The organism is bacterium (genome assembly GCA_024224155.1).
Classification (GTDB): domain Bacteria; phylum Acidobacteriota; class Thermoanaerobaculia; order Multivoradales; family JAHEKO01; genus CALZIK01.
Genome location: JAAENP010000387.1, coordinates 1 through 22,855, shown reverse-complemented (window position 1 = coordinate 22,855; position 22,855 = coordinate 1). Strand labels below are relative to the sequence as shown.

Sequence of the window (22,855 nt, the reverse complement as noted above, 5' to 3'; positions counted from 1 at the left end):
CCCTAATCGTCGATCCCGGCCAGCCGCAACATGAAGGCATAGTCGAGGGCCGTCTCCCGGTAGCGCTTGAAGCGACCGGAAGCACCGCTGTGTCCAGCCTCCATGTTGGTCTTGAGCAACAAGAGGTTCTCGTCGGTCTTGAGCCGGCGCAACTTGGCCACGTACTTGGCGGGCTCCCAGTATTGGACCTGGGAGTCGTGCAGACCCGTCGTCACCAACATGTGTGGATAGGCCTTGGCCTCGAGTTGATCGTAGGGTGAATACGACAGCATGTAGTCGTAGTAGGTCTCTTCGTTCGGGTTGCCCCACTCGTCGTATTCACTCGTAGTCAGCGGAATGTCGGAGTCCAGCATCGTGGTTACGACATCCACGAAGGGCACGTGGCTGACAATGCCATGGAAGAGATCGGGCGCCACGTTGGCGACGGTGCCCATCAACAGACCGCCGGCGCTGCCGCCCAACGCGAACATCCTGTCCGGGCTCGTATAGCCCTCCGAGACCAGGAACTTGCCGCAGTCCACGAAGTCGGTGAAGGTGTTCATCTTGGCGAAGAGCTTGCCACTCTCGTACCATTGCCGGCCGAGCTCTTGGCCGCCGCGAACGTGGGCGATGGCGAAGGCAAAGCCGCGGTCGAGAAGCGACAGGCGGCGTGGACGAAAGGCGGCGTCGACGGAGTTCCCATAGGAGCCGTAGCCGTACAACAACAACGGCCGGCTGCCGTCCTTCGTGAAACCCCTGCGGTAGACGATCGAGATCGGCACCTTGACGCCATCGCGGGCGGTGCCCCACAGGCGTTCGGTGACGTAGTTGCTCTTATCGAAGCCACCCAGAATGGCGTCCTCTTTGCGAAGCGTCTTGGACCTGGTCTTTACGTCGTAGTCAAAGATCGAGTCGGGCGTGGTCAGCGAGGTGTAGGCGTACCGCAGGATCTGCGTATCGAAAGTCTTGTTGTCCGAGAAGTAAGCATCGTAGGCGGGCTCTCCGAACTCCAGGTAGTGTTCTCCGGAACCGTCGCCGGGAACGATTCGCATCTGAATCAGACCGTCCTTGCGCTCCGAGACCACCATGAAATCCTTGAATATCTCGACATCGCCGACGAAGACGTCGTCGCGATGGGGAATCACCTCGACCCAGTCATCCTTCGAGGTCGAGCCCACGGGCGCCTGCATCAGGCGGAAGTTGAGCGCATTCCAATTGGTTCTGATCAGGAAGCCGTCGCCAAGATCGTCGATCGAGTACTCGTGGTTCTCTTCTCGGGGAAGAAAGACCCTGAACTCTCCGTCCGGATCGTTGGCATCGAGGTAACGGTACTCGCTCGAAAGCGTCTGCTCCGAACCCAGCATGATGAAGCGCCGGGAGTTGGTCTTCCAGACGTGGGCGCTGAATTCCTCGTCGGTCTCTTCATAGACCAGCTCGTCGGCGGACGGGTCGGTGCCGAGAACGTGCTTGTAGATCCGATACCACCGCAGCGTCTCGGGGTGCTGCTTGGTATAGAACACCGTCTTGCCGTCATTCGCCCAGGCATGATTGCCGGTTACGTTCTCGATGACGTCGGGCAGGTCTTGACCCGTCGTCAGGTCGCGGAAGGCGAGCTTGTAGAAGCGTCGACCCACGGTGTCTATGGCATAGGAAAGAACATCCTGGCCCGGGTTGGGCTGCACCTGGTTAACGCGAACGTGCTCGTGCCCCGAGGCCAGCTCGTTCACGTCCAGTATGACCTCCTCCTCCGTCTCCAGGGATCCCCTCTTGCGGCAGTACAGCTTGTACTCGCCGCCTTCGGAATACCGGTAGTAGTAGAAGTGGCCGTCTAACTCGTATGGAACCGACGCGTCATCCTCTTTGAGCCTGCCCTTCATCTCCTCGAAAAGCTTCTCCTGCAGCGTTTCGGTGTCGGCCATCAGCGCCGCCGTGTAGCTATTCTCCGCTTTCAAGTAGCTGATGACCTCCGGATTCTCGCGCTCCCGTAGCCAGTAGAACTCGTCCACACGGACGTCGCCATGGATCTCGAGCTTCTTCGCCACGCGCCCGGCCGCTGGCGCGACCAGCCGGTCCGCGTCCTGGTCGACATCAAGGGCTTCGGCTTCCGAAGTGGTGTCCATCTTCGTTCTCTCCTGTGGCTCGACTTGCTCCGAGGCCGGGGTCTCGCGGTCGTTCAAATCCGGTCCCGCGGTCGCCACGCACCCGGCCACGGCGACAGAGATCCCCAGAATAACTAGCTGACGGCGCATACTCGACTCCTTGGATAGACGCGAGACCTTTAGCGGGGCACGATCGGAGTGAGGCCGCTAGCCGCGCGAAAGGGCTTCCAGTAACTCTTCCGCCCGGTCTCGGATGAACGCGTAGTTGGGCGTCAGCTGGTTGAAACGAGCGGCGCTCGAGGCGAGAGACCGAGCGCGCTCTAGGTCGCCCACCTCAAAGGCGGCTTTCGCCTGCCAGTAGATGACGACCGGATTCTGCTCATTGGCCTGCTCGAGCTCCGCGAGGGCTCTCTCGGCGTCTCCCCGCAGCAGGGCCAGGATTCCATCGAGCTCGTGCACCCGCCGCATCTCGTTGGCGATGCCCTTCGAGCGAGCCGCCAGGCGATACTCTTCCGCTTTTGTAGCTGCTTTCTCGAGATCCCCTTTTCGAATCGCGACCCTGGCCTCTTGGTAGGCAAGATTGCGGCGAGCCGTCTTTTTGATGTCTTCATTCACTTCGGCCTGCTCTGCGAGCTCTATCGCGCGCCGAAAGTCCCGAAGGGCGTCGTCGGGCGAGCCCTTGTAAAGATGAATATTGGCCACAAAGACGGTATCGCCGGCCAACGCCGCTTTGTCGTCGTCGGCCTCGGCGATCGCCGACATCGCTTGGGTGGCTTCGAGCGCGCCGGCCAAGTCGTTCTCGAAAACGTACGAGACCGCCGTCCAGAAGTGCGACAGTCGCCTCTCGCCACCGTGGCGAGCCAGTTCGTGAAGCTCGGCAAAGGTGGCGCGAGCAGCTTCGTAGTCGCCCACGAACATCTGGTTGTTCCCGATCCCGACAAAAGAGGGCAGAAACTGCGGGTTCTTCTCCAGGGCCTTGCGGTAGTTCTCGATCGACTCCTCGTGGCGCCCCACTTTCATCAAAAGCTCGGCATAGGAGTCGTAGGGATTGGGCTCGTCCGGAATCAACTGGATGTACTTCTTGAATGCGTGCTCGGACTTCTCGTACTTACCGAGCGAGCGCAACGCGTAGCCCAGCTGGTTGTAGGGCTGAGAGAACTCCGGATTGATCGCGGTCGCGCGCTCGTAGTGCTCGATTGCCTCTTTGAACTCCTGGCGGCCGAAAAAGACACCGCCGAGGAGGTTGTGAGCGCGCTCGTCCTCGGGGTAGAGCTCGACCAGCGCGGAAAAGCGCTGCAGCTGAAGCTCGGGCTTGCCTCTGTTCCCCGCCTCTTGACCGAGAATCCAGAGCCTCTCGCCCTCCGATACCTCCTCGGCGAGAAAGACGGCCTTTTTCAACGAAGAGAAGAACTCTTTGGCCGACGCCGCATTGTTGGCCAGATAGAGGTAGGCCATCGCAAACTGCGGATCCTCGTCGATCGCTCGCAAGAAATAATCGCGGGCGTCGGTGAATCGAATCTTGTCCGCCAACTCGCGCCCCTCGAGAAAAAACTTCCGAGCCTTCTTCGAGGAGGTGGTCACCGGTATCTTCTCGGCCTGCTCAAAGCCCTTGTCGTTGGCGGTCTCAGAGCAGCCCGCAATACCCATGGCGACCGACAGGGCCAGGACCGCTGCAGTACGCTGAACCGTGGTGGGCTTCCGGTGCTTCATGACGGTACGGGCGCCAAAGGCGAGCGCGAGGCACTTCGGAGCATATCCTGTTTCCGTGCTGGCCATGCTCGAGCGCTTCCGGTTCCTCCGGCGATAGGGGCTCAAAGTTCTCATACGCGCAGAGCTCTCGATGGTTGCTGTTTTTGCTACCCTCCTGAGGATGGATCGCAAGGCTACAGTCGAATCGATCTTCGGCGTCGAGCGTGCGCTCATCGGCGTGATTCATCTGCAGGCGCTGCCCGGATCCCCATCTCATTCGATCCCGGTTCGGAAGATCGTGTCCACCGCGGTCGACGAGGCACGCCGGTTCGAGAGCGCCGGGTTCGAGGGCCTTATCCTGGAGAATATGCACGACCGCCCGTACTCGAAGCGCTCCGTCGGCCCCGAGATCGTCGCGTCCATGACCGCGGCGGCTCAGGCAGTCGGCGACTCCGTCGACTTGCCGTTCGGCGTTCAGGTTCTGGCAGGTGCCAATCGCGAGGCGCTGGCGATAGCCCACACGGCCGGCGCGGCCTTTGTGCGGGTCGAGGGCTTCGTTTTCGCGCACGTTGCCGACGAGGGACTCATGGAGGCGGATGCCGGTGATCTGCTTCGCTATCGCAAGGCGATCGGCGCCGATGGCATCCGGGTCTTCGCGGACATCAAGAAGAAGCACTCGTCGCACGCCCTAACGGCGGACATCGACCTGGTCGAGACCGCCCACGCCGCCGAGTTCTTTCGAGCCGATGGAGTCGTGGTCACAGGTACCGCGACCGGTCGCCCTACCGATCCGGCCGAGGTCGATGCGGTCAGCGCCGCCATCGGCGTCCCGACGCTGGTGGGATCCGGAATCACAGCGGAGAACATCGCCCGATTCGGCGGCGCCGACGCTCTCATTGTCGGCTCCTCGGTCAAAGTAGACGGGGCCTGGTCGAACCCCCTGGACGCAACTCGCTTGGAGGCCCTGGCCCGGGCCTTCCGCGACACTGTAACGCGAGCGTGAATCCACTTTTCGTTGTCGCGGGTAACCTCATCGTCGACGATGTCGTCTACGAGAGCGGAACGACAAACCTCGCACAGCCCGGAGGCGCAGCCCTGTACACAGCGCTCGGCGCTTCACTTTGGGACATCCCGGTGGGCCTCGCGAGCGTCGTCGGAGGCGACTATCCTGAAGAGGTGCTGGGGGCCCTGGTTGAGAAAGGCATCGATCTGTCCGGACTGCGAAGAGTCCCGGGGCCGGGCATGAGGACCTGGCTTCTCTACGAGGGGCGGCGGCGGCAGGTCGTTCACCACCTCGACACCCCGTCACATGAGGTGATGTCGCCAACGTTCGCGGACCTGCCGAGCGGATGGGATCCAAAGGCCTACCATCTGGCGCCGATGCCTCGACCGATCCAATCCGGCTGGCTGGATCGGCTCGCGAGCCGGCCCGACGCGCTGCTGTCGCTCGACCCCTTCGAATTGGTGCAAGAGAGTTCGCTGCCCTCGCTACGGTCTCTCTTCGCTCGAGCCGACCTGGTGCTGCTGAGCGAGGACGAGCTCCTGCTCGACTCGGCGCTCGAGCGTCCCGAGCGCTGCCTCGCCAGGCTTGTGGAACGAAACACCGAGGCGAGTCGTCTCGAGCAGATCTTCCTGAAGCGCGGCGCACGAGGCGGTACGGTTTACGACCGTGCCGGCCGCGGCGTCGAGAAGTGGCAGCCCCGCGCGTCGACGGTGATCGAAGCCACGGGCGCCGGCGACGCCTTCGCCGGGGGCCTGCTCGCGGGTCTGCTCCGGAACCGGCCGCTCGACGGGGCCCTCGAACAGGCTGTGGTGTCGGCAAGTTTCGCCTTGGAAGGGCGGGGGCCCGAGGGACTTCTGCAGGCGACCCCGAAGGACTGCGCCGCCCGCGCCCGAGAGTGGTTCGGATGAGACCTGGTGGCATGAGAGCGGTTCTTGCCATCGCGCCCGAAGTCGAGGAGGCTCTGGCCGGCGGGCGGCCGGTGGTTGCCTTGGAGACCACCCTGGTCACGCACGGCCTACCCCACCCCCAGGGCTTCGAAGTCGCGGTCGAGCTCGAGCGAATCCTCCGGGAGGAGGGGGCGATCCCGGCAACGATCGCGATTCTGGGCGGCCAAGCCCGCATCGGCGTCGAAGCGACTGACCTCGGTCGGCTGGTCTCATCGGGAGCTTCCAAGGTAAACCTGGGCAACCTAGCCGCCGTTCTGGCGTCCGGAGGCGCGGGTTCGACCACCGTGGCAGCGACGATGGCGCTGGCCCATCGCGCCGGAATCCCCGTTTTCGCGACCGGCGGAATCGGCGGCGTTCACCGCGGCGTCATCGACAGCGGAGATGTCTCGGCCGATCTGACCGCCATGGTCCGCTATCCGGTCGCCGTCGTTTGTGCCGGCGCCAAGGCACTCCTGGATCTACCCAAAACGGTCGAAGCCCTGGAGACCGGCGGCGTACCCGTCCTCGGCTACCGGACCGACGAGTTTCCGGCCTTTTACCGCCGCAAGAGTGGCCTTGCGGTCGACCTTCGTTGCGATTCTCTGCAGCACCTTGCCGACGTTGTGGCGACTCATTTCCGCCTCGATCGACAACCGACGGGAGTGCTGGTCGCGAATCCGATTCCGAAGGACGCGGAGATGTCGCGGGGCGTCTACGACGGTGCCCTGGCGCAGGCGCTCGAGGCTCTGGAAAGCGAAGGCGTCCAGGGCCGGGACGTGACGCCGTTTCTCCTCGGCAAGCTGGATCAGATCACCGCCGGAACCAGCGTCTCGGTGAACCGGGCCCTGCTCGAGAACAACGTGCGGTTGGCGGCTCGGCTGGCGGGCGAGTTGATCCGGCGTGTAGACAAATAGCCACTCATCAATATCTGTGGCACAGAGCCCGAGGGCTTCAGTGTGAAATGTGCCATTGTCTTGCCCACGGGGCCCGCGCGAGGCTGCTTCCGTGGTGTATCAGTCCACAGCCGAGGAGAGAAAACTCCTGATCGTCGCGGCTGAGAAAGAGTCCCGGTACTTCTTCGGCCGCATTCTCGACCGTACCGGATTGAGCTCCAGCCGGGTCGATACCGGCCAGCAGTGCTTGGAGGCGGCGGCTCAGGAGAGCTTCAGCCTCATTCTCACTCGCATTCCACTGCCCGACCTGAGCGTTTCGGCACTGGCAACCGGACTGACCCAACGCTTCTCTCTGAACGCGGACACGCCGCTGCTCATGCTGGCCGAAGGCAGGCAATACGAGGCCGCGCTTGGCTACGGCAGCCCTCGCGTGCAGGTCATCGACATCAACGACCCCACGATCAGCCTGGATCGGCTGGTGAGCTCTGCGCTCGGCATCGCGCTGCGCACCACCGCTCGCCTGGATGTCGAGTTGGAGGTCGAGACCGGAGAATCGAGTGACCGCCGCCACTGCCGCACACACGACATCTCGCGCTCGGGGATGCTCCTCGAAAGCGAGCAGCCCTTGCCGATCGGAACCGAGTTCGTCTTCAATTTCACGCTGCCGGAGCGCTTCACGCCGATCCACGGCCGCGGTCAGGTCGTTCGCCACGCCGGCGAGCACGAGAGCACGCACTCGGGAATGGGCGTCAGGTTTGTCGCCTTTCCCGAGGGAGCGGACGAGGCGATCGGGGCTTTCGTCGAGCAGCATCGTCTTTACGCGCGCTAGCCCGATACAATCGCGCTCATGAAGCGCACTTCGACGCCCCACGCGATCCTCCTGGTCTGCGTCCTGAGTCTTGCAATCTCGTGCTCGGAAGAGCCTGCGGCGCAAGTAGTCCATGAGACGCCGTCGCCCACCCCCGAAGCAACCGCAATTGGGGGGAGCAGCCTCGCGGAGCTCGTTCCCTACGGCCGAGAACCTTGGCCGGGAATCATCACCGCAGGCCAGCCGTCGAAAGAGGCCTTCGAAGCCCTGCGGGATGCCGGCGTGCGCACCGTGGTCAACCTTCGAGTTCCATCGGAGCGCGGAACAAGGGACGAGCCGGCATGGCTGGAAGAGCTCGGCTTGGAGCACGTTTCGATCCCGGTCAACGGCGCTGCCGGCTTGAGCGAGGAAGTAGCCCGCGAGCTCGATCGCGTGCTCGCGGCAGCCGAGCGGCCGGTCCTGGTCCACTGTGGCAGCAGCAACCGGGTCGGCGCCGTATTCGCCCTCCGCGCCTTCCACGTCGAGGGCAAGAGCCCGGAAGAGGCACTCGAGATCGGCCTCTCGGCCGGCGTTACCAAGCTCGAGGGCAAGGTCCGAGAGATGCTCGCCGAAGCCTCTACACCAGATGGCCGATCGAGTTCGCGTAGTAGGTGAGGAGACTGCGTTCCCCGGGCCGGGTCGTGAAGAGACCGCCGTCCTCGACTACGACCCGCCGTAGGGTCAGGGTCCTCAGGCCCACTTCGATGGCGTAGTCGTCGTCGCTGCGGGGGACGTAGACATGCGCTCCGCGACGCTCCAGGTCAGCCATCAACTCGCCGACTTCGGCCTTGATCTCGAGCTTGGTCCATTCCCGATCCGGCGCCCTCCGCAGAATCGTCGCGACCAGCGAGACCGGCACCACCGGAACCACCGCGCCGACGTCGCGCATGAGCTCGTTGGCGAGATCAGCGACCCGCGCGAAGCGACTGCTCCGGTCGAGCATCCTCAGGTCGAGATCTCTCTCCGCGAGGTAGGAACGCATCGAGACGGGTGCGCCGAAGTTGACGCAGGCGTAGCCGAAACGGTACCAGCGGCCCGCAACCCAGAGTCTGAAGTTCTTCGCCCAGAATCCGATCGCCGTAATCAGGGCTGCCAGGCCCCTCTTGCGGGGCGCATCGTCGTCCAGATCCAAGAGCAGCGTGCGATCCTCGAGCACCCGGTCATAATTGAGCCCCACCGGCACGAAAACCACGTCCCGATTCCCATTCGGGTCGAATGAGCGCAGCATGTAGTCGAAGAGGCCGAGCTTGGGGCTACCCAGACGACCGTCGCGAGACAACCCGCCTTCGGGGTAAACGGCTTGGGTCACTCCCTCCTCGGTAGCCATCCCGACGTACCGGGACAGCACTCTCCGATAGAGATCGTTTCGTGATTTGCGACGCACGAAGTAGGCGCCCATCGAGCGAATCAGCGACTCGAGTGGGAAGATCCGCGCCCACTCGCCCACCGCATAGGAAAGGGCCGTCCGCTCGGCCACCAAATACGACACCAACACGTAGTCCATGTTGCTGCGATGGTTCATGACGAAAACGATGGTCGAGTCCGGCGAAACCCGTTGGAGCGCGTCCACGTCGGAGTAGCCGAGGCGGACCCTGAACAGCGCCTTCGCCAGACGGCGCGACAGCCAGTAGCCCAAGCGGAAATAGACGTAAGCGTTGAACGAGGGCACGATCTCCTTCGCGTAGCCCTCCACCTTGCGCATTACCAGCTCTCTCGGCATGTCGTTGGCCTCGCCGAAGGCTTCAGCGGCCTCGAGAACCCGTGAGTCGTACATCAGCCGATCGATCAGAACCTTGCGTTTGGTGAGTTTGAACGGCTGGACATGAATCTGAAGTCTGGTGTTGGCCTCGTCGAGAACTCGATTGATGCGCTGCCGGAGAAACCAGCGAACGCCGGGCACCAGAAGGTGTTCCAGGATCAACCAGGCGGCGGCCAGCACCAGCAGCGCAGCCAGCCACCAGGGCAAGGTGACGGGGGCGAACACGCACGGATCTTAACCTGGTCTGCTCCGCTGACTTCGCGGCGCCGCACCCTCCGGCGTTTCGCTGCCAACCTGCGAGAGAATCGGGTTGGCCTCGGCTCGATAGAATGCCGCTTCGCCAAAAGGAGGTCACGTGCCCGATAGCCACCGCATAATTCCGGGTCGACCGCTCGAGTTGAGCCGGTTGGCCACCCGAGCCGAGAAGTTCCACGACGATCGCGACGAGGCCGAGCGCGAGTTCAGAAAACTCCGCAAGCAGCTCGCCGACTACCAGTTCCGCCTCTATTCGGAGGGTAAGCAAAAGCTTCTCGTCATGCTGCAGGCGATGGACGCAGGCGGCAAAGACTCGACGATTCGACGAGTCTTCCAGGGAGTCAATCCACAGGGCGTGCAGGTAACCTCATTCAAGGCGCCCAGCAAGCGAGAGCTCGCGCACGACTATCTCTGGCGCGTTCACCGGGCGGTACCGGGCAAGGGCATGATCGGATTGTTCAACCGATCCCACTACGAGGACGTGCTGATCGTGCGGGTGGACTCCCTCGTTCCGGAACCTGTCTGGCGCCGGCGCTACGAGCAGATCAACCAGTTCGAGGAACTGCTCGCCGCCACCGGAACTGTGATCCTCAAGTTCTACCTCCACATCTCAAAGGTCGAACAGAAGCAGCGAATGGAGGATCGGCTGTCCGACCCCACGCGCCACTGGAAGTTCTCGCGCGGCGATCTCGACAAGCGCAGGCAATGGAACGAGTACATGGCCGCCTACCAGGAGGCCCTGACTCTGTGCAGCACAGAACACGCACCCTGGTACGCAATTCCGGCAGACCAGAAGTGGTACCGGAACCTGGCCATCGCCCGGGTCCTGGTGTCCACCCTCGAGAGGATGGATCCCCAGTACCCGGAAGCCGAGGCGGGATTGGACGAGATCGAGGTTATCTGAGCTCCGGTCGGGCCAAGAACTACTGCGCCGCCTTGATAACTCTCCGGGCCCGCTCCGCCTCGGGAGCGTGGGGGGCCATCTTGAGAAACTTGTCCAGATCGATAACCAGTCGGTCCTTCCGGCCGGCCTGACCGGCGGCCAGGCCACGGTAGTAGTACGCGTAAGCGATGCTCGAATCGAGCTCGATAGCCTCGTCGAGGGCCTCCATCGCGCCTACCCAGTCCTTTTTGAACGCCAGGGTCGCACCGACCTGATAGGCGGCAACCGCATCGCGCGGCCGCGCGGCTCGGACCTTCGTCAGCGTCTCGAGAGCGTCGTCGAAGCGCATCCGGCGCTGCTCGGCGACTCCGAGAAAGTACAGCGCGTCCACGTTCTCGGGATCCAGGCTCAAGATGCTGCGCGCGCGGCTCTCCGCCCGCGCAAAAGCGTCGTCGGCGGCACCGGGCCGTTCGGCGTGAAGCAGCGCTTCACCCAGATAGATCAGGGGCTCGGGTGAACCGGCGGCACCTGCGGCCGCCTCCTCCAGCATGCTGGCGGCGCTGTCGTAACTACCGTTCTGCTCGAGAACCCGAGCTCTGGCTGCCAACACCGCGGGCTCGCGTTCCGACTCGACCGACTCGAGCGCGGCCGCCGCGGCGGAAGTGTTGAAGGCCAGAAGATGCTTCTGCGCGGACCTTATCTGTCCCGAGAACGAAGTCGTCAGCTTGGCTTTTGGGACCTCGGTCGTCGCCGTGACACTTGCGGCCGCCTTCTTCTTACTCTTCTTCTTCTTGTTCTTCTTCTTGCCGGCCTCGACGTCCAGGCTCATGGCCAGGACCAGCAAAGTGGACACGGCGACTACAAAAGTTCTTTTCGATCTGCTGGACAAAACTCTGGCTCCTCCCTTTCGCTTGGGCCGCGCGGGCCCTGCACCAGCTTAGCGCAAGCCAGGTGCCATATCGAACCCGCCACGTCCCCCGCTGCCCGAACTAGAAGGAGGTACCGAGACCAAAATAGAGCTTGAACTCGGGATCCACGCTCCGGCGATCTAGCGCGTGCGCGAGGTCCAGGCGCAGAAGGCCGACCGGCGTAAGGGCGCGCACCCCGAAACCAACCGACGCGAAGAGGGCCGAGCCCAGATCGCCCAGATCCTGATAGACGTTGCCGACATCCACGAAGGCCACCGGCGACAGCCGGTCCAACGCCTTCCATCTCAGTTCTTGATTGAGGACAACAACGGCGGATTCGCTCGCGAAAAGCCGCTCGTCCTCCGGCCCCAGCGACTCGAAGCCATAGCCTCGGACCGAGTACTCACCGCCTGCGGTGAAGCGGTCCACCGGGAGCAGAAACAGTTCCCCAAACGCTTCGGCGGCGCCGAGCTGGAGTGATTGTCCCCAAGTGAGCCGCCTGCCCGCGAGCTGCGGCAGATCACGAAAATGACGTAGCTGAGAGAACACGCGGGCGAAGCCGAAGTCGCCAAACGACTGATCGCTGCCGGAAAGATCGACACTGACGAACGTTCCCAGAGGATGAATCGGATCCGAGCTCCGATTGTCGAAAATGTACTGCGTCCCGAAGAGCGGCCGCTTGATTCTCTCCTCGAACGGGAGGAAAGGATCCGGGTTCTCTTCGGAAAGCTCGGTGTCACGGTAGCGACCGTAGACACGTACCGTGGAGTGCCCGCCAAAGGGCCGCGAATACTGAAGCGTGGTCTCGAGAATGTCTTCGACAATGCCCGCGTCCACCCGGCTTCGAGCCGACGCGAATATCTCGAAGCTGCCGGCATTCTTCCTGGCGCGTGGCAGCCGGAGTAGCCAACGCAAGCTCTGGTCGTCATCCCGGTAGAGCGCCCTCATGGCAACCGTGGCGCCTCGACCGAGGAGATTTCGGTTGGACGCGTCGAGAACCGCGCTCAAGCCGTCTTCACTTCGCCAGCGGGCACCGTAGGCGAGCTCGTAGCGCTCGCGCTCCTCCACCTCGAAAACGACGAGCTCGCCGGCACCCTCGGCGCCTTCGACCCGAGACGACACCGACGAGAACACTCCCGTACTCAGAAGATTGCGCCGAGCCGAATTCAAAGTGCTGGGCCCCAGCGTGTCCCCGGCTTCGAGGTCGGTGACTCGCCCCGCCCAGGACTTGCGGCTCGCCCGCAATCCGTCGAAATCGACCGCGCCCACCGACTCGCGCTCTCCCTTGACTACGTCGAAGATCACGGCAGTTCTGAAGGGATCTCCGGGAAGTTCCTCCGTCGCGAGCGAAACGCGCGCGCGCCCATAGCCGTCCTCCTCGAGCTGTTCGCCGAGCTGCAGCACCGAAAGCGCCAGAAGATCGCCGCGCGCCGGGCTCTCCGCCGTGACCGCCAACGCTTCGGTCAGTCTGGCTCGCTCCGTATCGTTGTCGACACCGGTCAGTGCGATCGAGTGAATTCGCCGGCGCGCTCCGGTCTCGACTTCGACGTTTAGGCCCTTGCCCTCCTGCTCGGACCATCGCCGGACGATTCGAGCGTCCGGATAACCGAGCTTGACCAGAGTGCTCACCAGGCGCTGGTCCGCCTCGGGCAGCCCCAGCGCCAGCTCGACCCGCTGCACGGGTCCCGCGAACCGCTGGGCGACGATCTCGGCGTCTTCCGGCCCCAGCCCCATGAACACCGGAGGCCCGGGCTCGATGCGCACGCCGCCCTCACCCCGCACCTCGATCGTCCGATTGCTGTCGGACTCTCCGTGGACGATCTCGACCTCGACCTGGGGATCCAGAAATCCCCGGCTGCGCAACACACGAACGGTTTGTGCCCGGATTTCGCCCAGCGTCTCGGCTTCGGGTGCTTCAACCCGGTAGAGGTCTCGAACGGATCCGCGCAGTGCCTTCGGGATCTTCTCACCGATGAAGCGGAAATCGATCCTGGGTCCCGCCTCCAGCTCGACGTCCAACTCGACTCGCTCGCCGGCTTCATCGAGGGAAGCGATCATGCGCACCGAGGCGCTCGGGTAGCCGCGCCGCCGTAGGTGCTCGATCAACTCGACCTCGGCGGCGAACGCCGACCCGGGAGCCAGGCGGTCGCCCTTCGCGATTCCCAGGTTCCTCTTGATGCTTCGTTTCGAAACACCTGCCAGCTTCGGGACTCGAATCCGGCGAATCCGCGGACCCGTGTCCTCGAGCCGCCGCGCCCCTCCGAACTCCAGCTTCTGAAAGAGGGAGCCGCCGTAGGCGGATTCGTCGTCGGTGAATGTCTGTCCGACGAGTCCCGGCAGGCGCTGCAGCTCGCGGACGTCCATTACATAGGTCTGGTTCTCGGCATTGCGCAGGTCCACCGAGGCTGCGAGTGCCACGTTGGCGGAGAAGTCCCGGCTCACCGTCAGGCGCGTGGTCGGATCCGCCTCGCCGAAAACGAGCACCGGCCGTATCGAGACCTGGATCTCGCCAAGCGACTCACTCAACCGTTGAGCAAGCTGCTCGCCGTAGTAAAGAGCCAGATCGCCGGTGACGTCGTCCAGGCCGACGACCGGCTGGTCGGTCTCATCCTCGCCTCGAAAGGGGTCGTTGCCGGCCAGCTGGCCGATCGACGGGTCCTCCAAGGACGTCGTGGTCTCCAGATCCAACCTGGGCTCGGCGCCCAGATCGCCCGGGTAGGAGATCGACGCGCTGTCGAGCCGAACCGTCTGCCCGTAGAGGTGGACCAGGCCACCCGGCTCGACCTCGACGACCCCCTCGATCACCGGCCGCAGAAGACTGCCGTGAACCGAGATCGGGTCCCACCTGGCCAGGAGATCGGCGATATTGTTCTTTACCCGAACGCCTTCCCGGGTGGTTACCTGGAGGTTCAGCTCGATCGCCTCGAGTGGATCGTCGGTGGTCGAGGTCAGGTCGATCGGCGCCAGCAGCTGGGTCAGAAAATCGACGTCCAGGTTGATGCGTCGGGTCAGATAGCCTCGATCCACCTCGATCCGGCCCGACACCAACGCGTCGCGTTCGGACGCCTCGGCCAGGGCGGAGATCACCTCCGGAGGCAGGGGCGATCGGTAGCGTAAATCACTGTCGACCTTGACAATCAGCCCGTGGTCCAGGCGAAAGTTCGCGTCTCGCAGTGCCAAACGCAGATCCGTGACTCCCTCTCCATCCAGGACGACTCCCGAAAGGTCCAGCTCGCCCTCGTTGAGCTTCAGATGCCCTCGGCGCACCTCGACCGTGCCGTCGCTGAAACCGAGGTCGATATCGAGCGCCGACAGCCTGACCAGATAGGGTTCGCGATAGACAACTGAGGCTATCTCGCCGCTTACTCGCGCCCGCCCCTCGAGATTCTCGAGGGCCCCCGACAGCGAGACGTCGACTTCGACCGAGCCCGAGGCGACTCCGCCCAGGAGCAGAGGGTTCAACACCGCGCCGTCGAGCCGCCCGTGCGCCAGGAGCTCGAGCCGGGCTATCGCAGCCTCCCAGCCCTCCTCGGCCGACCAGGTCTCCGCAAGATCGATGCTTCCGCGGTAACTGAACAACTCTCCCGCAGTTTTCAAGACACCCTCTTCGAGCAAGGCGCGTCGGTCTCGGATCGAAATCGTCAGTGGCTTCTCGAGCTCGGAGATCCTTTCACCCAGTCGCGCTCGAAACTCGGGAACGACGATGTACCCGCTGACGCCCAGGGGATCGTCGAGCTCGCCGGTCAGCTCGACCTCGAGTGCCGCGATCAACGAGTCGATTTCCTCCGCCAGCCCTTCCCGGCCAAGCACTTCACGCCAGTCGCGAGAAGGCACCTCGAGATGAAGGTCGAAAACTCGGCCACCCTCCCCGCCTCCGAGCGGCAACGCGGCCTCGACCCTGCCCTGCTCTTCCGGATCGGCCGGATCGGCGCCCGCGAAGATCAACCGCCCGTCGACGATCTCCAGCCGGCCGCTGTCCACCCGCCACGGCAGGTTGAGCGACCGCAGACCACCGGGAAGGTCGTGGTCAGCGGCCGGCGCCTCGGCGACGACAACACCGCGGCCCCGCGCGAGCAAGCGCGACAGAGGCTGGTCAGGGGTCCAGCCGGGCCAGAGTGAGAGATCGCCGTTCAGCTCGACTTGCGCCAGCTCGCTCACGAGGCGCCAGGGCTCGATCTCGACCCTACCGTTGCCGAAGTGGGCCGCCAGAGCCTCCGCGGCCCGCCATCGACCGGTCTCGGTGGCGACCTCGAGTCCTGAGATTGTCAATCGGCCCTCTGCCAGCGCGGGTTTCATCGGATCGAGCGCGATCTCCAGGCTGCCACCGGCGGCCGCTGCTTCCAGTCGGTGCCCGGTGAAGTCCTCGACCGCGCCCGTCCAGTCGCCGGGCTCGATCTCCACCTCGGCGACGATCGGACCGCCGACTCCAGGGACCCGGTCCTCGCGGATGAGGTCCGCCAGCGCCGGAATCGACCCGGCTAGGGTCTTCAGTGGCACTGCCGCCTCCACCGTCGCGCTCGAGCCGAAGACCGCGGCCGGTTCTCGGGTCGCGACCCGGAGCACGCCGCCTTCCAGCCGAGCCTCGAGATCGAGGCGTGAAAGCGCGGCCGGACCGGCGAGGACCTGCAGCCGTGCCTCTCCCCTTTCAATCGGTAGCTCGGTCGAGAGGGTACCGGCCGCCACGAGGGGTCCATGGGTGGGCGATCTCCCCTCTGCTTCCCACTCGAGGATCCCGTCCCGCGATCGCCCCTTCAGGCTGGCGCCGTCAAGGACTGCCTCTCCGGTCCAGGAAAGGGCAGAAGTCGTGAGCTCGAACTGGATCTCCGGGGAGCTCGTGCCCGTACGCGATGCCGACGCCTTCCCGCTGACCAGTCCGGAAACATCGTCCAAGAAGAGATCCACAGGCAGTCCCGCCAGCCGAACCGTCGAGTCTCCCGAACCCTGAGCCGGGAATCCGGCGAAGGACACCTCCACCAACGACGCCGATGTCGGCTGCCAGTCCAGTCTGGCTTGCAGCTCAGGGTCGACGAGTCGGCCGTTGACCGTGCCGTCGCCGGCCAGAGCGCCTCGGGCGCCACTCCGGAGGGCGCTGTACAGCTCGGCCGAGACAAGCTCCGGCCACTGGACTCGCAAGAAGCTGAGCTCGGACTCGAGATCGGGGACGTTCACAGCCCACCCACCTCGTTCGATTACCGCCGCAGCCGGCTGGCGCACGTCGGAGGCCCTGACCACTCCACTCAACCTGCGCGTTCCTCCGCGGCCCGGATAGACCGCAGCCTCGAAAGGCATCTCGAGAGAGCCCGCGTCGATCGAGAGCCTGGGCTGCGCCTCCAGACTCAAGACCTCGACTCCCGCTCGCCTCGCCTGCCAGCGCACCTCACCGTCGCTCCTGCCGTTGTCGAGCTCGAGATCCGCCTCGAGATCGAAGCTCGTATCGCCCAGTGGGTAGCGCGACCACACCTCCGGACCGACGAGATCCTCGACGAGAGCGAGGCTCTGTTTCGGAGCCGCGAGCTTCAAAGTGGCGTGCTTTCGTGCCGAATCGAAGACACCCGACGCCCTGATCTTGGCGGCCGAAGCCTGGCCCCGAAGAACTGTGCCCGCATCGAGCTCCAATTCGTAGTCGCCCGAGAGATCCTCGAACCCGGAGCCTCGCGCGTTGAGACGAAGGGCGAGCTCTGGGGACGCGAGCTCCAAGCCATCCAAGATCATGACTCCGTCCGACGTGCGAGCCGCGTGGCCGTCCAGGCCGAGCACGAGTGACTGCGTGAAGGTCGTATCGATCGTGATTCGACCTTCCACCAGACCGAGCTCGAGGCGCTGGTCTTGAAGCCGCCCAGCAATCGCCAATTCGTCGGCTTGCGCTGCCTCCAGCCACTCGGCCTCGTAGACCGAAGCGAGCGATCTGACACTCAGGCCGTGAATAGCGAGGATATCCACCTCAGGCAGCGTCAGTGGCGGACCGTCGGCCTCCTCGTCGCTTGTTTCCAGCCACGCCGGTGGGACACCGGCCAGATCCACTACCACGCCAGACACTCCGAAGTGGCTCACTCGACGTGCGCCATGCAGAACCGACCAGGGGCTTGCCACAAGCCGAACGTCCTCCGCGACCAGAAAGGGCCCGGCCGAAACGCTCGCTACCTCGACACCCTCAAGGCTGAGCGAGCCGTGTAAGGGACTGAGTTGGAGGGACACGTCGCGCGCGCTGAAGGTGATCCCGAACTTGGTCTCCGCCCACTGGCTCGCTCTGGCCAGTGCCTTCTGCCGTACCGAAGACGATCCCAACGCCAGCCAGAGCACCCCGACCGCTACGGCGACGAGCCCCAGCAGGGCCAGAAGCGCCCATACCAGGCGTCGTAGCCAAGGGGTGGGGGAACGCGGTCGACGACACACGGCAGCTCCATCGTACTAAGCCCTGAGGGCCCCGACCCACCCGAAGAGGCAAGAGGGGCGCTGCTGTCCAGAGCGATCGCGCGCGGCGCTCTGTTACTGCTACAGTTTTGAATATGCGTCGTTGGATTCTTCGTATCGGAATACCGGTGGGCGTAGTCGCTCTGATCTGGATCCTACGCCTGACCGTGCTGGCGCCCGAGCCTCTGAAGGTTCGCGTCGAGCGAGTCGCGAAGGGTCGGGTCGAAGCGACGATCACGAACTCGCGAGCCGGTACCGTCACGGCTCGCCACCGCGCCAGGCTGTCGCCCGAAGTCGGGGGCCAGGTCCTGGCCTTGCCCTTTCGCGAGGGCGACCGGGTCTCGAAAGGCGACATCATCCTCGAGCTCGACGCCAGGACCCAGGAAGCCAACCTCGTCCTGAGACAGCGCGAGCTCGAAGCGGCGCGAGCGGAGGAAAACCGCGCCTGCGTGTCGTCGGAGCGCGCCCGACGCGAAATGGAGCGAGTCCAGCGCCTGGCCAAAGACCAGATCGTTTCGATCGACCTGCTCGACCAGGCCGAGAGCGCACACTCTGCCGCCGACGCCGCCTGCACCGCCGCCTCGGCCCAGACCGCCCGCGCGCGCGCGGCGGTATCTCTAACCCGAACCGAGCTTTCCAAGACCTTTCTTCGGGCGCCGTTCGACGGCGTCATTGCCGAGTTGACGGTCGAGGTCGGCGAGTGGACCACGCCCTCGCCGCCGGCGCTGCCGATCCCGGCGGTGCTCGACATGATCGACCCGTCCTCGATCTACATTTCCGCGCCGATGGACGAGGTCGACTCGGCCCGCATTCGAGCAGGCCAGCAGGTTCGGGTCACGATCGACTCGCACCGAGGTCGGGAGTTCGCGGCCAAGATCACCAGAGTCGCCCCCTATGTGCTCGACATCCAGGAGCAGAACCGCACCGTCGAGGTCGAAGCCGAGCTCGAGGACTCTGACTTCGCCTCGACGCTTCTTCCAGGTACTTCGGCCGACCTGGAGGTGATTCTCGAGACTCGAGACGAGGTCCTGCGCATTCCGACCGCCGCGTTGATCGAGGGCAACAAGGCGATGGTGCTCAACGAGGGAACCCTGCACGAGCGTGATCTCGAGGTCGGCATTCGAAACTGGAACTTCACCGAAGTCCTGAACGGTCTCGCCGAGGGCGAGCTCGTGGTCGTGTCCCTGGATCAGGCCGATATCGAGGACGGTGCCAAGGCCGAGGCGGTATCCGACACCGACGAGACGTGAGCCAGCCAGCAAGCCTCACCGAATCCGAAACGATGATCCGGCTGCGAGGAATCGACCGTACCTTCGAGGTCGGCGAGGAGAAGGTCCACGCGCTCGTCGACATCAACGAGGAGATCCAGTCCGGAGAACACGTCGCGATCATGGGTCCCTCCGGTTCGGGCAAATCGACGCTGCTCAACATTCTCGGCTGCCTCGATCGCCCATCGGGCGGGACCTATGAGCTCGAGGGCCGAGCGGTCGGGAATCTATCGACCCGAGAGCTGACCGAGGTCCGTCGCCATCGCATCGGATTCGTTTTTCAGTTCTTTCATCTGGTGCCGCGGCTGACGGCTGCCGAGAACGTCGAGCTTCCGATGATTTTCGCCGGCATTCCACGAGCCGAGCGACGACAGCGAGTCGCCGAATCGATCGAGGCGGTGGAGCTGTCCAATCGCGCCGATCACCAGCCCGAGCAGCTCTCCGGAGGCGAACGTCAGCGCATCGCGCTCGCCCGCGCGACGATCATGAAGCCGTCGATTCTGCTCGCCGACGAGCCCACCGGCAACCTCGACACCAAATCGGGCAACGTGATCCTGGATCTACTGGACAAGATGAACGATGCCGGGCTCACGCTTCTGGTCGTGACCCACGACCTCAAGGTAGCCCAGCGCGCCGATCGCATCGTTGTCCTCGTGGACGGCAAGATCGCCAAACGCGTACGCGGCGATCAACTCGACGAGATTCTGGCCATCCTCACCGAGACCTGACCGCGATGGCGCAAAAAGAACTTCATTCGATCCGGTGGCGCGACGTGCTGCGCTTCGCGGCCGGTAGCCTGAAGGGACACGGTCTGCGTACGGCGCTGAGCCTGCTCGGGGTCATGATCGGCGTGAGCGCGGTCGTGATCCTGACGGCTCTGGGCGAAGGCGCTCGGCGCTACGTCATCGACCAGTTCGCGGGACTGGGCACGAATCTCCTGATCGTCATGCCCGGCAAGACCGAGACCTCGGGCTCGTTCGGGTTCGGGGGCGTACCGAACGACCTGACTCTCGACGACGCTCTGGCGATCGAGCGCGAGATCCGCTCGGTCCACAAGGTCGCGCCCGTCACCGTCGGGACCGAGGAGGTCTCTACGGGCGACCGCCGGCGCCAGATGCCGGTTTTTGGAACCACCCGATCGTACCTCGAGATACGTGACCTCGAGATGGCCCGAGGCGAGTTCCTGCCGGCCGAGGAGATGTTCCGCGGCGGAGCCGAGCTCGTACTCGGCTCCAAGGCAGCCCGCGAGCTCTTCGGCGCCGCCGATCCAATCGGAGAAATTCTTCGGGTCGGTGGCTGGCGCTTTCGTGTGATCGGCGTGCTCGCGGAAGGAGGCGTGAACGTCGGCGTCAACTTCGACGACATTGCCATCGTGCCGGTTCGCACCGGCATGCGCATGTTGAATCGCTCTTCCCTATTTCGAGTCGTGGCGCAGGTCCATGCCCATTCCGATCTAGATATCGCCAAGGAGTCCATCCTCGGCCTGGTCACCGAGCGACACGAAGAAGAGGACATCACCATCCTGACCCAAGACGCAGTGGTTGCGACCTTCTCCCAGATTCTCGACACCCTGACGCTGGTGGTCGGAGCGATCGCGGCGATCTCATTGTCCGTCGCCGGTATCGGCATCATGAACGTGATGCTGGTTTCGGTGTCGGAGCGCACGCGAGAGATCGGGCTCTTGAAGGCGATCGGCGCGTCCGGCCCGCAGATTCTCGCGGCCTTTCTGACCGAGGCGACCTTCATCTCGGCCGCCGGAGGGCTGCTCGGTCTCGCGGTCGGCTGGTTGGCAGTCGCCCTCCTGGTTCAGCTCTATCCGGCGCTGCCCGCGAGCCCGCCGCTCTGGGCCGTTGCCGCCGCCTTCGGCCTCTCGGTCGCCGTCGGCACGGTCTTCGGATTCCTGCCGGCGCGCCGTGCGACCCGGCTGGACCCCGTGACCGCTCTCAGCCGCAGATAAAGTAAGGATTGCGCAGTGCTCGAGCTCATCCGCCTCGCCCTCAGGGCCATCACCAGCCATCGACTGCGATCGATTCTGTCGATGATCGGGATCGCAATCGGAGTCACCAGCGTGATCCTGCTTACTTCGCTGGGAGAGGGCACCCGGCGCTACATGGTGGAGCAGTTTTCGCAGTTTGGCACCAACATCATCGCCATCAATCCGGGCAAGATCGACACCGGTGGCATCCCGGGTATCTTCGGTGGCAGCACCCACAAGCTCACGCTGGACGATTCCGAGGCTCTGCGCCGGATCCCCGGAATCGAGGACGTCGTGCCGTTCTCCTTCGGCATGGCGCGCGTCGAAGCCGGTGGTCGAGGTCGCAGTGTCTTCGTCTACGGCATCACCCCCGAGATGGACGAGGTCTGGCGATGGACCGTGCGAATTGGCGACTTCTGGCCCGGAGGCGACCCGCGGCAGGGCTTCCAGCAGGCGGTGCTCGGCCCAAAGCTCAAACGCGAGATCTTCAGCAGCGAGAACCCGCTGGGTAAGTTCGTCAAGATCGCCGGCTCTCGGTTTCGTGTGGTCGGTGTCATGGAGTCCAAGGGGCAGATGATGGGCTTCGACCTCGACGACGCCGCCTTCATCCCGGTGACGACGGCGATGCGGATCTTCAATCAAGACGAGCTCAACGAAATCGATCTGACGTTCGCCCACGGCCGCAAGCCCGAGGACGTCGCCGAAGCGATTCGGCTACTGCTCATGGAGCGTCACGGCGGCAAGGACGACGTCACGATCACCACCCAGGCAGCGATGCTCGAGACCTTCGGCAACATCATGAACATCATCACGATGGCGGTGGGCGCCATCGGCGGGGTCTCGCTTCTGGTCGGCGCGATCGGCATCCTCACGATGATGTGGATCGCGGTCGGCGAGCGCACCAACGAGATCGGGCTCATCCGCTCGCTCGGCGCGACCCGACGTCAGGTCGAGCTCGTCTTCCTCACCGAGGCGGCGGTCCTCGCGATGCTCGGCGGCCTGCTTGGAATCGGAGCCGGCCTCGGTTTGTGCGCGCTCATCCGCACCGCCGTCCCAGGACTGCCGGTCCACACGCCCGCGATCTTCGTTTTCGCGGCCATCGCCGTCAGCTTTCTGACCGGCATCGCGTCCGGGGTGATGCCGGCGCGCCGAGCCGCCCGACTGGATCCGGTCGAGGCTCTCCGCGCCGAGTGAGCAGCTTGGCTAAACACCCGTAGCGACGCTGGCCGACTTTGGCCTATCGCCCCCCAAACTCCAAGAGGCTCAGTCTTCGCCGAACTTCTCCACCGTGTAGCGCCAGAAGCGAATCTCCTCGCTCCAGAAGTCGCTCGCCAGGCCGGCTTTGCGCTTCAGCGCCGCCACGAAACGCCGTGGCTCGCGACAGCTCTCCCAGACCTGCGGCAAGAAGGTCGATCGGTGCGCCCCACACTCGAGAACCAGCCCGTCGACACCGGGCCGCAGCGCCTTCAGAAGCTCGTCCTCGCTCGAGCACTGCATGGGCTCGGCGGGCGCAAGGATCGAAACCTCCAGGCTCACGCTCGCCAACTCCTCGGCCGTCAACGACGGAAACCGCGGGTCTTCGAAAGCCGCCGCAAGGGCGTTGCGGGTCACATCCTCGCGCAGCGTTCGTCGGGCGCCGAGACTGCCGATACAGCCTCGCAGGCGGCCGTCCAGGTGCAAGGTAACGAAGGTGGCGGCGGGTTGATCTAGCCAATCGGCCTCGAGATCGTCCGCCCGCTCGCCTCCGAGGCCCAGTTCGCTCTCGATGACTCGGCGCGCCAGCCGGAGCAGGACCGCTCCGCGCCGGGCGGTGGATTCCACCTGGGTCGTCATCTAGTTCTCGTAGAAAGCGAACGCCGCGTAGCCGACGACGCGGCTGCGATCGCCAGCGGTATCTCCGGAGTTGCGCAGATCGAGCAGATCGCAGCGCATGCCTCGCCTCCGGGCGCTGGCGAGCAGT

Annotated in this window: 17 protein-coding genes; 10 read left to right on the top strand and 7 right to left on the bottom strand. The window is 64.4% G+C overall.

Translation table 11 applies throughout. From position 1 onward, the window contains the following. Positions 1-2 precede the first annotated feature (2 nt). Together GY769_19670 and GY769_19665 are read right to left on the bottom strand one after the other, a co-directional pair. Positions 3-2,099 (bottom strand): S9 family peptidase, encoded by a 2,097-nt coding sequence (locus GY769_19670; GenBank protein ID MCP4204140.1) that lies wholly within the window; start codon positions 2,097-2,099, stop codon positions 3-5. Positions 2,100-2,285: 186 nt separating this feature from the next. Then, positions 2,286-3,788: a tetratricopeptide repeat protein gene (locus GY769_19665; protein ID MCP4204139.1), complete on the bottom strand. Its 1,503-nt coding sequence runs from the start codon at positions 3,786-3,788 to the stop codon at positions 2,286-2,288. A gap of 160 nt (positions 3,789-3,948) precedes the next feature. Between GY769_19665 and GY769_19660 the strand changes: the two genes are divergently transcribed. The 5 genes from GY769_19660 (at position 3,949) to GY769_19640 (ending at position 8,051) form a co-directional block, all read left to right on the top strand. Then, a complete protein-coding gene (locus GY769_19660) occupies positions 3,949-4,770 on the top strand; it encodes a BtpA/SgcQ family protein (protein MCP4204138.1) in 822 nt (273 codons plus the stop codon). Next, on the top strand, positions 4,767-5,678 hold the full coding sequence (locus tag GY769_19655; protein MCP4204137.1) for a carbohydrate kinase family protein: 912 nt from the start codon (positions 4,767-4,769) through the stop codon (positions 5,676-5,678). Before GY769_19660 ends, GY769_19655 begins: the two co-directional genes overlap by 4 nt. Positions 5,679-5,689: 11 nt before the next feature. Next, the gene (locus GY769_19650; protein MCP4204136.1) at positions 5,690-6,610 is read left to right on the top strand and encodes a pseudouridine-5'-phosphate glycosidase; all 921 of its coding nucleotides are present in this window, start codon (positions 5,690-5,692) and stop codon (positions 6,608-6,610) included. 94 nt (positions 6,611-6,704) lie between these two features. Continuing rightward, positions 6,705-7,418 (top strand): hypothetical protein, encoded by a 714-nt coding sequence (locus tag GY769_19645; protein ID MCP4204135.1) that lies wholly within the window; start codon positions 6,705-6,707, stop codon positions 7,416-7,418. A gap of 18 nt (positions 7,419-7,436) precedes the next feature. Then, positions 7,437-8,051, top strand: coding sequence for a hypothetical protein (locus GY769_19640; protein ID MCP4204134.1), 615 nt, complete (start codon positions 7,437-7,439; stop codon positions 8,049-8,051). On the opposite strand, the gene GY769_19635 is transcribed toward GY769_19640, so the two are convergent. Then, positions 8,014-9,420, bottom strand: coding sequence for a glycerol-3-phosphate acyltransferase (locus tag GY769_19635; protein MCP4204133.1), 1,407 nt, complete (start codon positions 9,418-9,420; stop codon positions 8,014-8,016). The two genes, GY769_19640 and GY769_19635, sit on opposite strands and share 38 nt — an antisense overlap. Before the next feature lie 130 nt (positions 9,421-9,550). Between GY769_19635 and GY769_19630 the strand changes: the two genes are divergently transcribed. Then, positions 9,551-10,354, top strand: a complete 804-nt coding sequence (locus GY769_19630; GenBank protein MCP4204132.1) for a polyphosphate kinase 2 family protein — start codon at positions 9,551-9,553, stop codon at positions 10,352-10,354. Positions 10,355-10,373: 19 nt separating this feature from the next. Here the strand turns inward: GY769_19630 and GY769_19625 are convergent, their stop codons facing one another. Continuing rightward, positions 10,374-11,186 (bottom strand): hypothetical protein, encoded by an 813-nt coding sequence (locus GY769_19625; protein ID MCP4204131.1) that lies wholly within the window; start codon positions 11,184-11,186, stop codon positions 10,374-10,376. Between the two features lie 136 nt (positions 11,187-11,322). Beyond that, a complete protein-coding gene (locus GY769_19620) occupies positions 11,323-17,634 on the bottom strand; it encodes a BamA/TamA family outer membrane protein (protein MCP4204130.1) in 6,312 nt (2,103 codons plus the stop codon). A gap of 146 nt (positions 17,635-17,780) precedes the next feature. Here GY769_19620 and GY769_19615 point away from each other — a divergent pair, with 146 nt between their 5' ends. From GY769_19615 to GY769_19600, 4 genes are all read left to right on the top strand, one after another. Next, entirely contained in the window at positions 17,781-18,902 is a 1,122-nt protein-coding gene (locus tag GY769_19615; GenBank protein MCP4204129.1) for an efflux RND transporter periplasmic adaptor subunit, read from the top strand. A 32-nt stretch (positions 18,903-18,934) separates the two neighbouring features. After that, positions 18,935-19,648 carry an ABC transporter ATP-binding protein gene (locus GY769_19610; protein ID MCP4204128.1) on the top strand — a complete coding sequence of 238 codons (714 nt, stop codon included), beginning with the start codon at positions 18,935-18,937 and terminating at the stop codon, positions 19,646-19,648. Between the two features lie 29 nt (positions 19,649-19,677). After that, positions 19,678-20,877, top strand: coding sequence for an FtsX-like permease family protein (locus tag GY769_19605; protein ID MCP4204127.1), 1,200 nt, complete (start codon positions 19,678-19,680; stop codon positions 20,875-20,877). Positions 20,878-20,958: 81 nt separating this feature from the next. After that, positions 20,959-22,089 carry an ABC transporter permease gene (locus GY769_19600; protein MCP4204126.1) on the top strand — a complete coding sequence of 377 codons (1,131 nt, stop codon included), beginning with the start codon at positions 20,959-20,961 and terminating at the stop codon, positions 22,087-22,089. Between the two features lie 69 nt (positions 22,090-22,158). On the opposite strand, the gene amrA is transcribed toward GY769_19600, so the two are convergent. Together amrA and amrB are read right to left on the bottom strand one after the other, a co-directional pair. Beyond that, positions 22,159-22,728 (bottom strand): AmmeMemoRadiSam system protein A, encoded by a 570-nt coding sequence (gene amrA, locus GY769_19595; protein MCP4204125.1) that lies wholly within the window; start codon positions 22,726-22,728, stop codon positions 22,159-22,161. Continuing rightward, the coding region (gene amrB, locus GY769_19590) for an AmmeMemoRadiSam system protein B (GenBank protein ID MCP4204124.1) at positions 22,729-22,855 on the bottom strand (127 nt) is incomplete at its 5' end.

Bases quoted from the DNA above. Each gene is read 5' to 3' on its own strand.
- GY769_19600 (MCP4204126.1), top strand. From the start codon at position 20,959: ATGATCGGGATCGCAATCGGAGTCACCAGCGTGATCCTGCTTACTTCG.
- GY769_19640 (MCP4204134.1), top strand. From the start codon at position 7,437: ATGAAGCGCACTTCGACGCCCCACGCGATCCTCCTGGTCTGCGTCCTG.
- GY769_19665 (MCP4204139.1), bottom strand. From the start codon at position 3,788: ATGAAGCACCGGAAGCCCACCACGGTTCAGCGTACTGCAGCGGTCCTG.
- GY769_19670 (MCP4204140.1), bottom strand. From the start codon at position 2,099: ATGGACACCACTTCGGAAGCCGAAGCCCTTGATGTCGACCAGGACGCG.
- GY769_19650 (MCP4204136.1), top strand. From the start codon at position 5,690: ATGAGAGCGGTTCTTGCCATCGCGCCCGAAGTCGAGGAGGCTCTGGCC.
- amrA (MCP4204125.1), bottom strand. From the start codon at position 22,728: ATGACGACCCAGGTGGAATCCACCGCCCGGCGCGGAGCGGTCCTGCTC.
- GY769_19660 (MCP4204138.1), top strand. From the start codon at position 3,949: ATGGATCGCAAGGCTACAGTCGAATCGATCTTCGGCGTCGAGCGTGCG.
- GY769_19610 (MCP4204128.1), top strand. From the start codon at position 18,935: ATGATCCGGCTGCGAGGAATCGACCGTACCTTCGAGGTCGGCGAGGAG.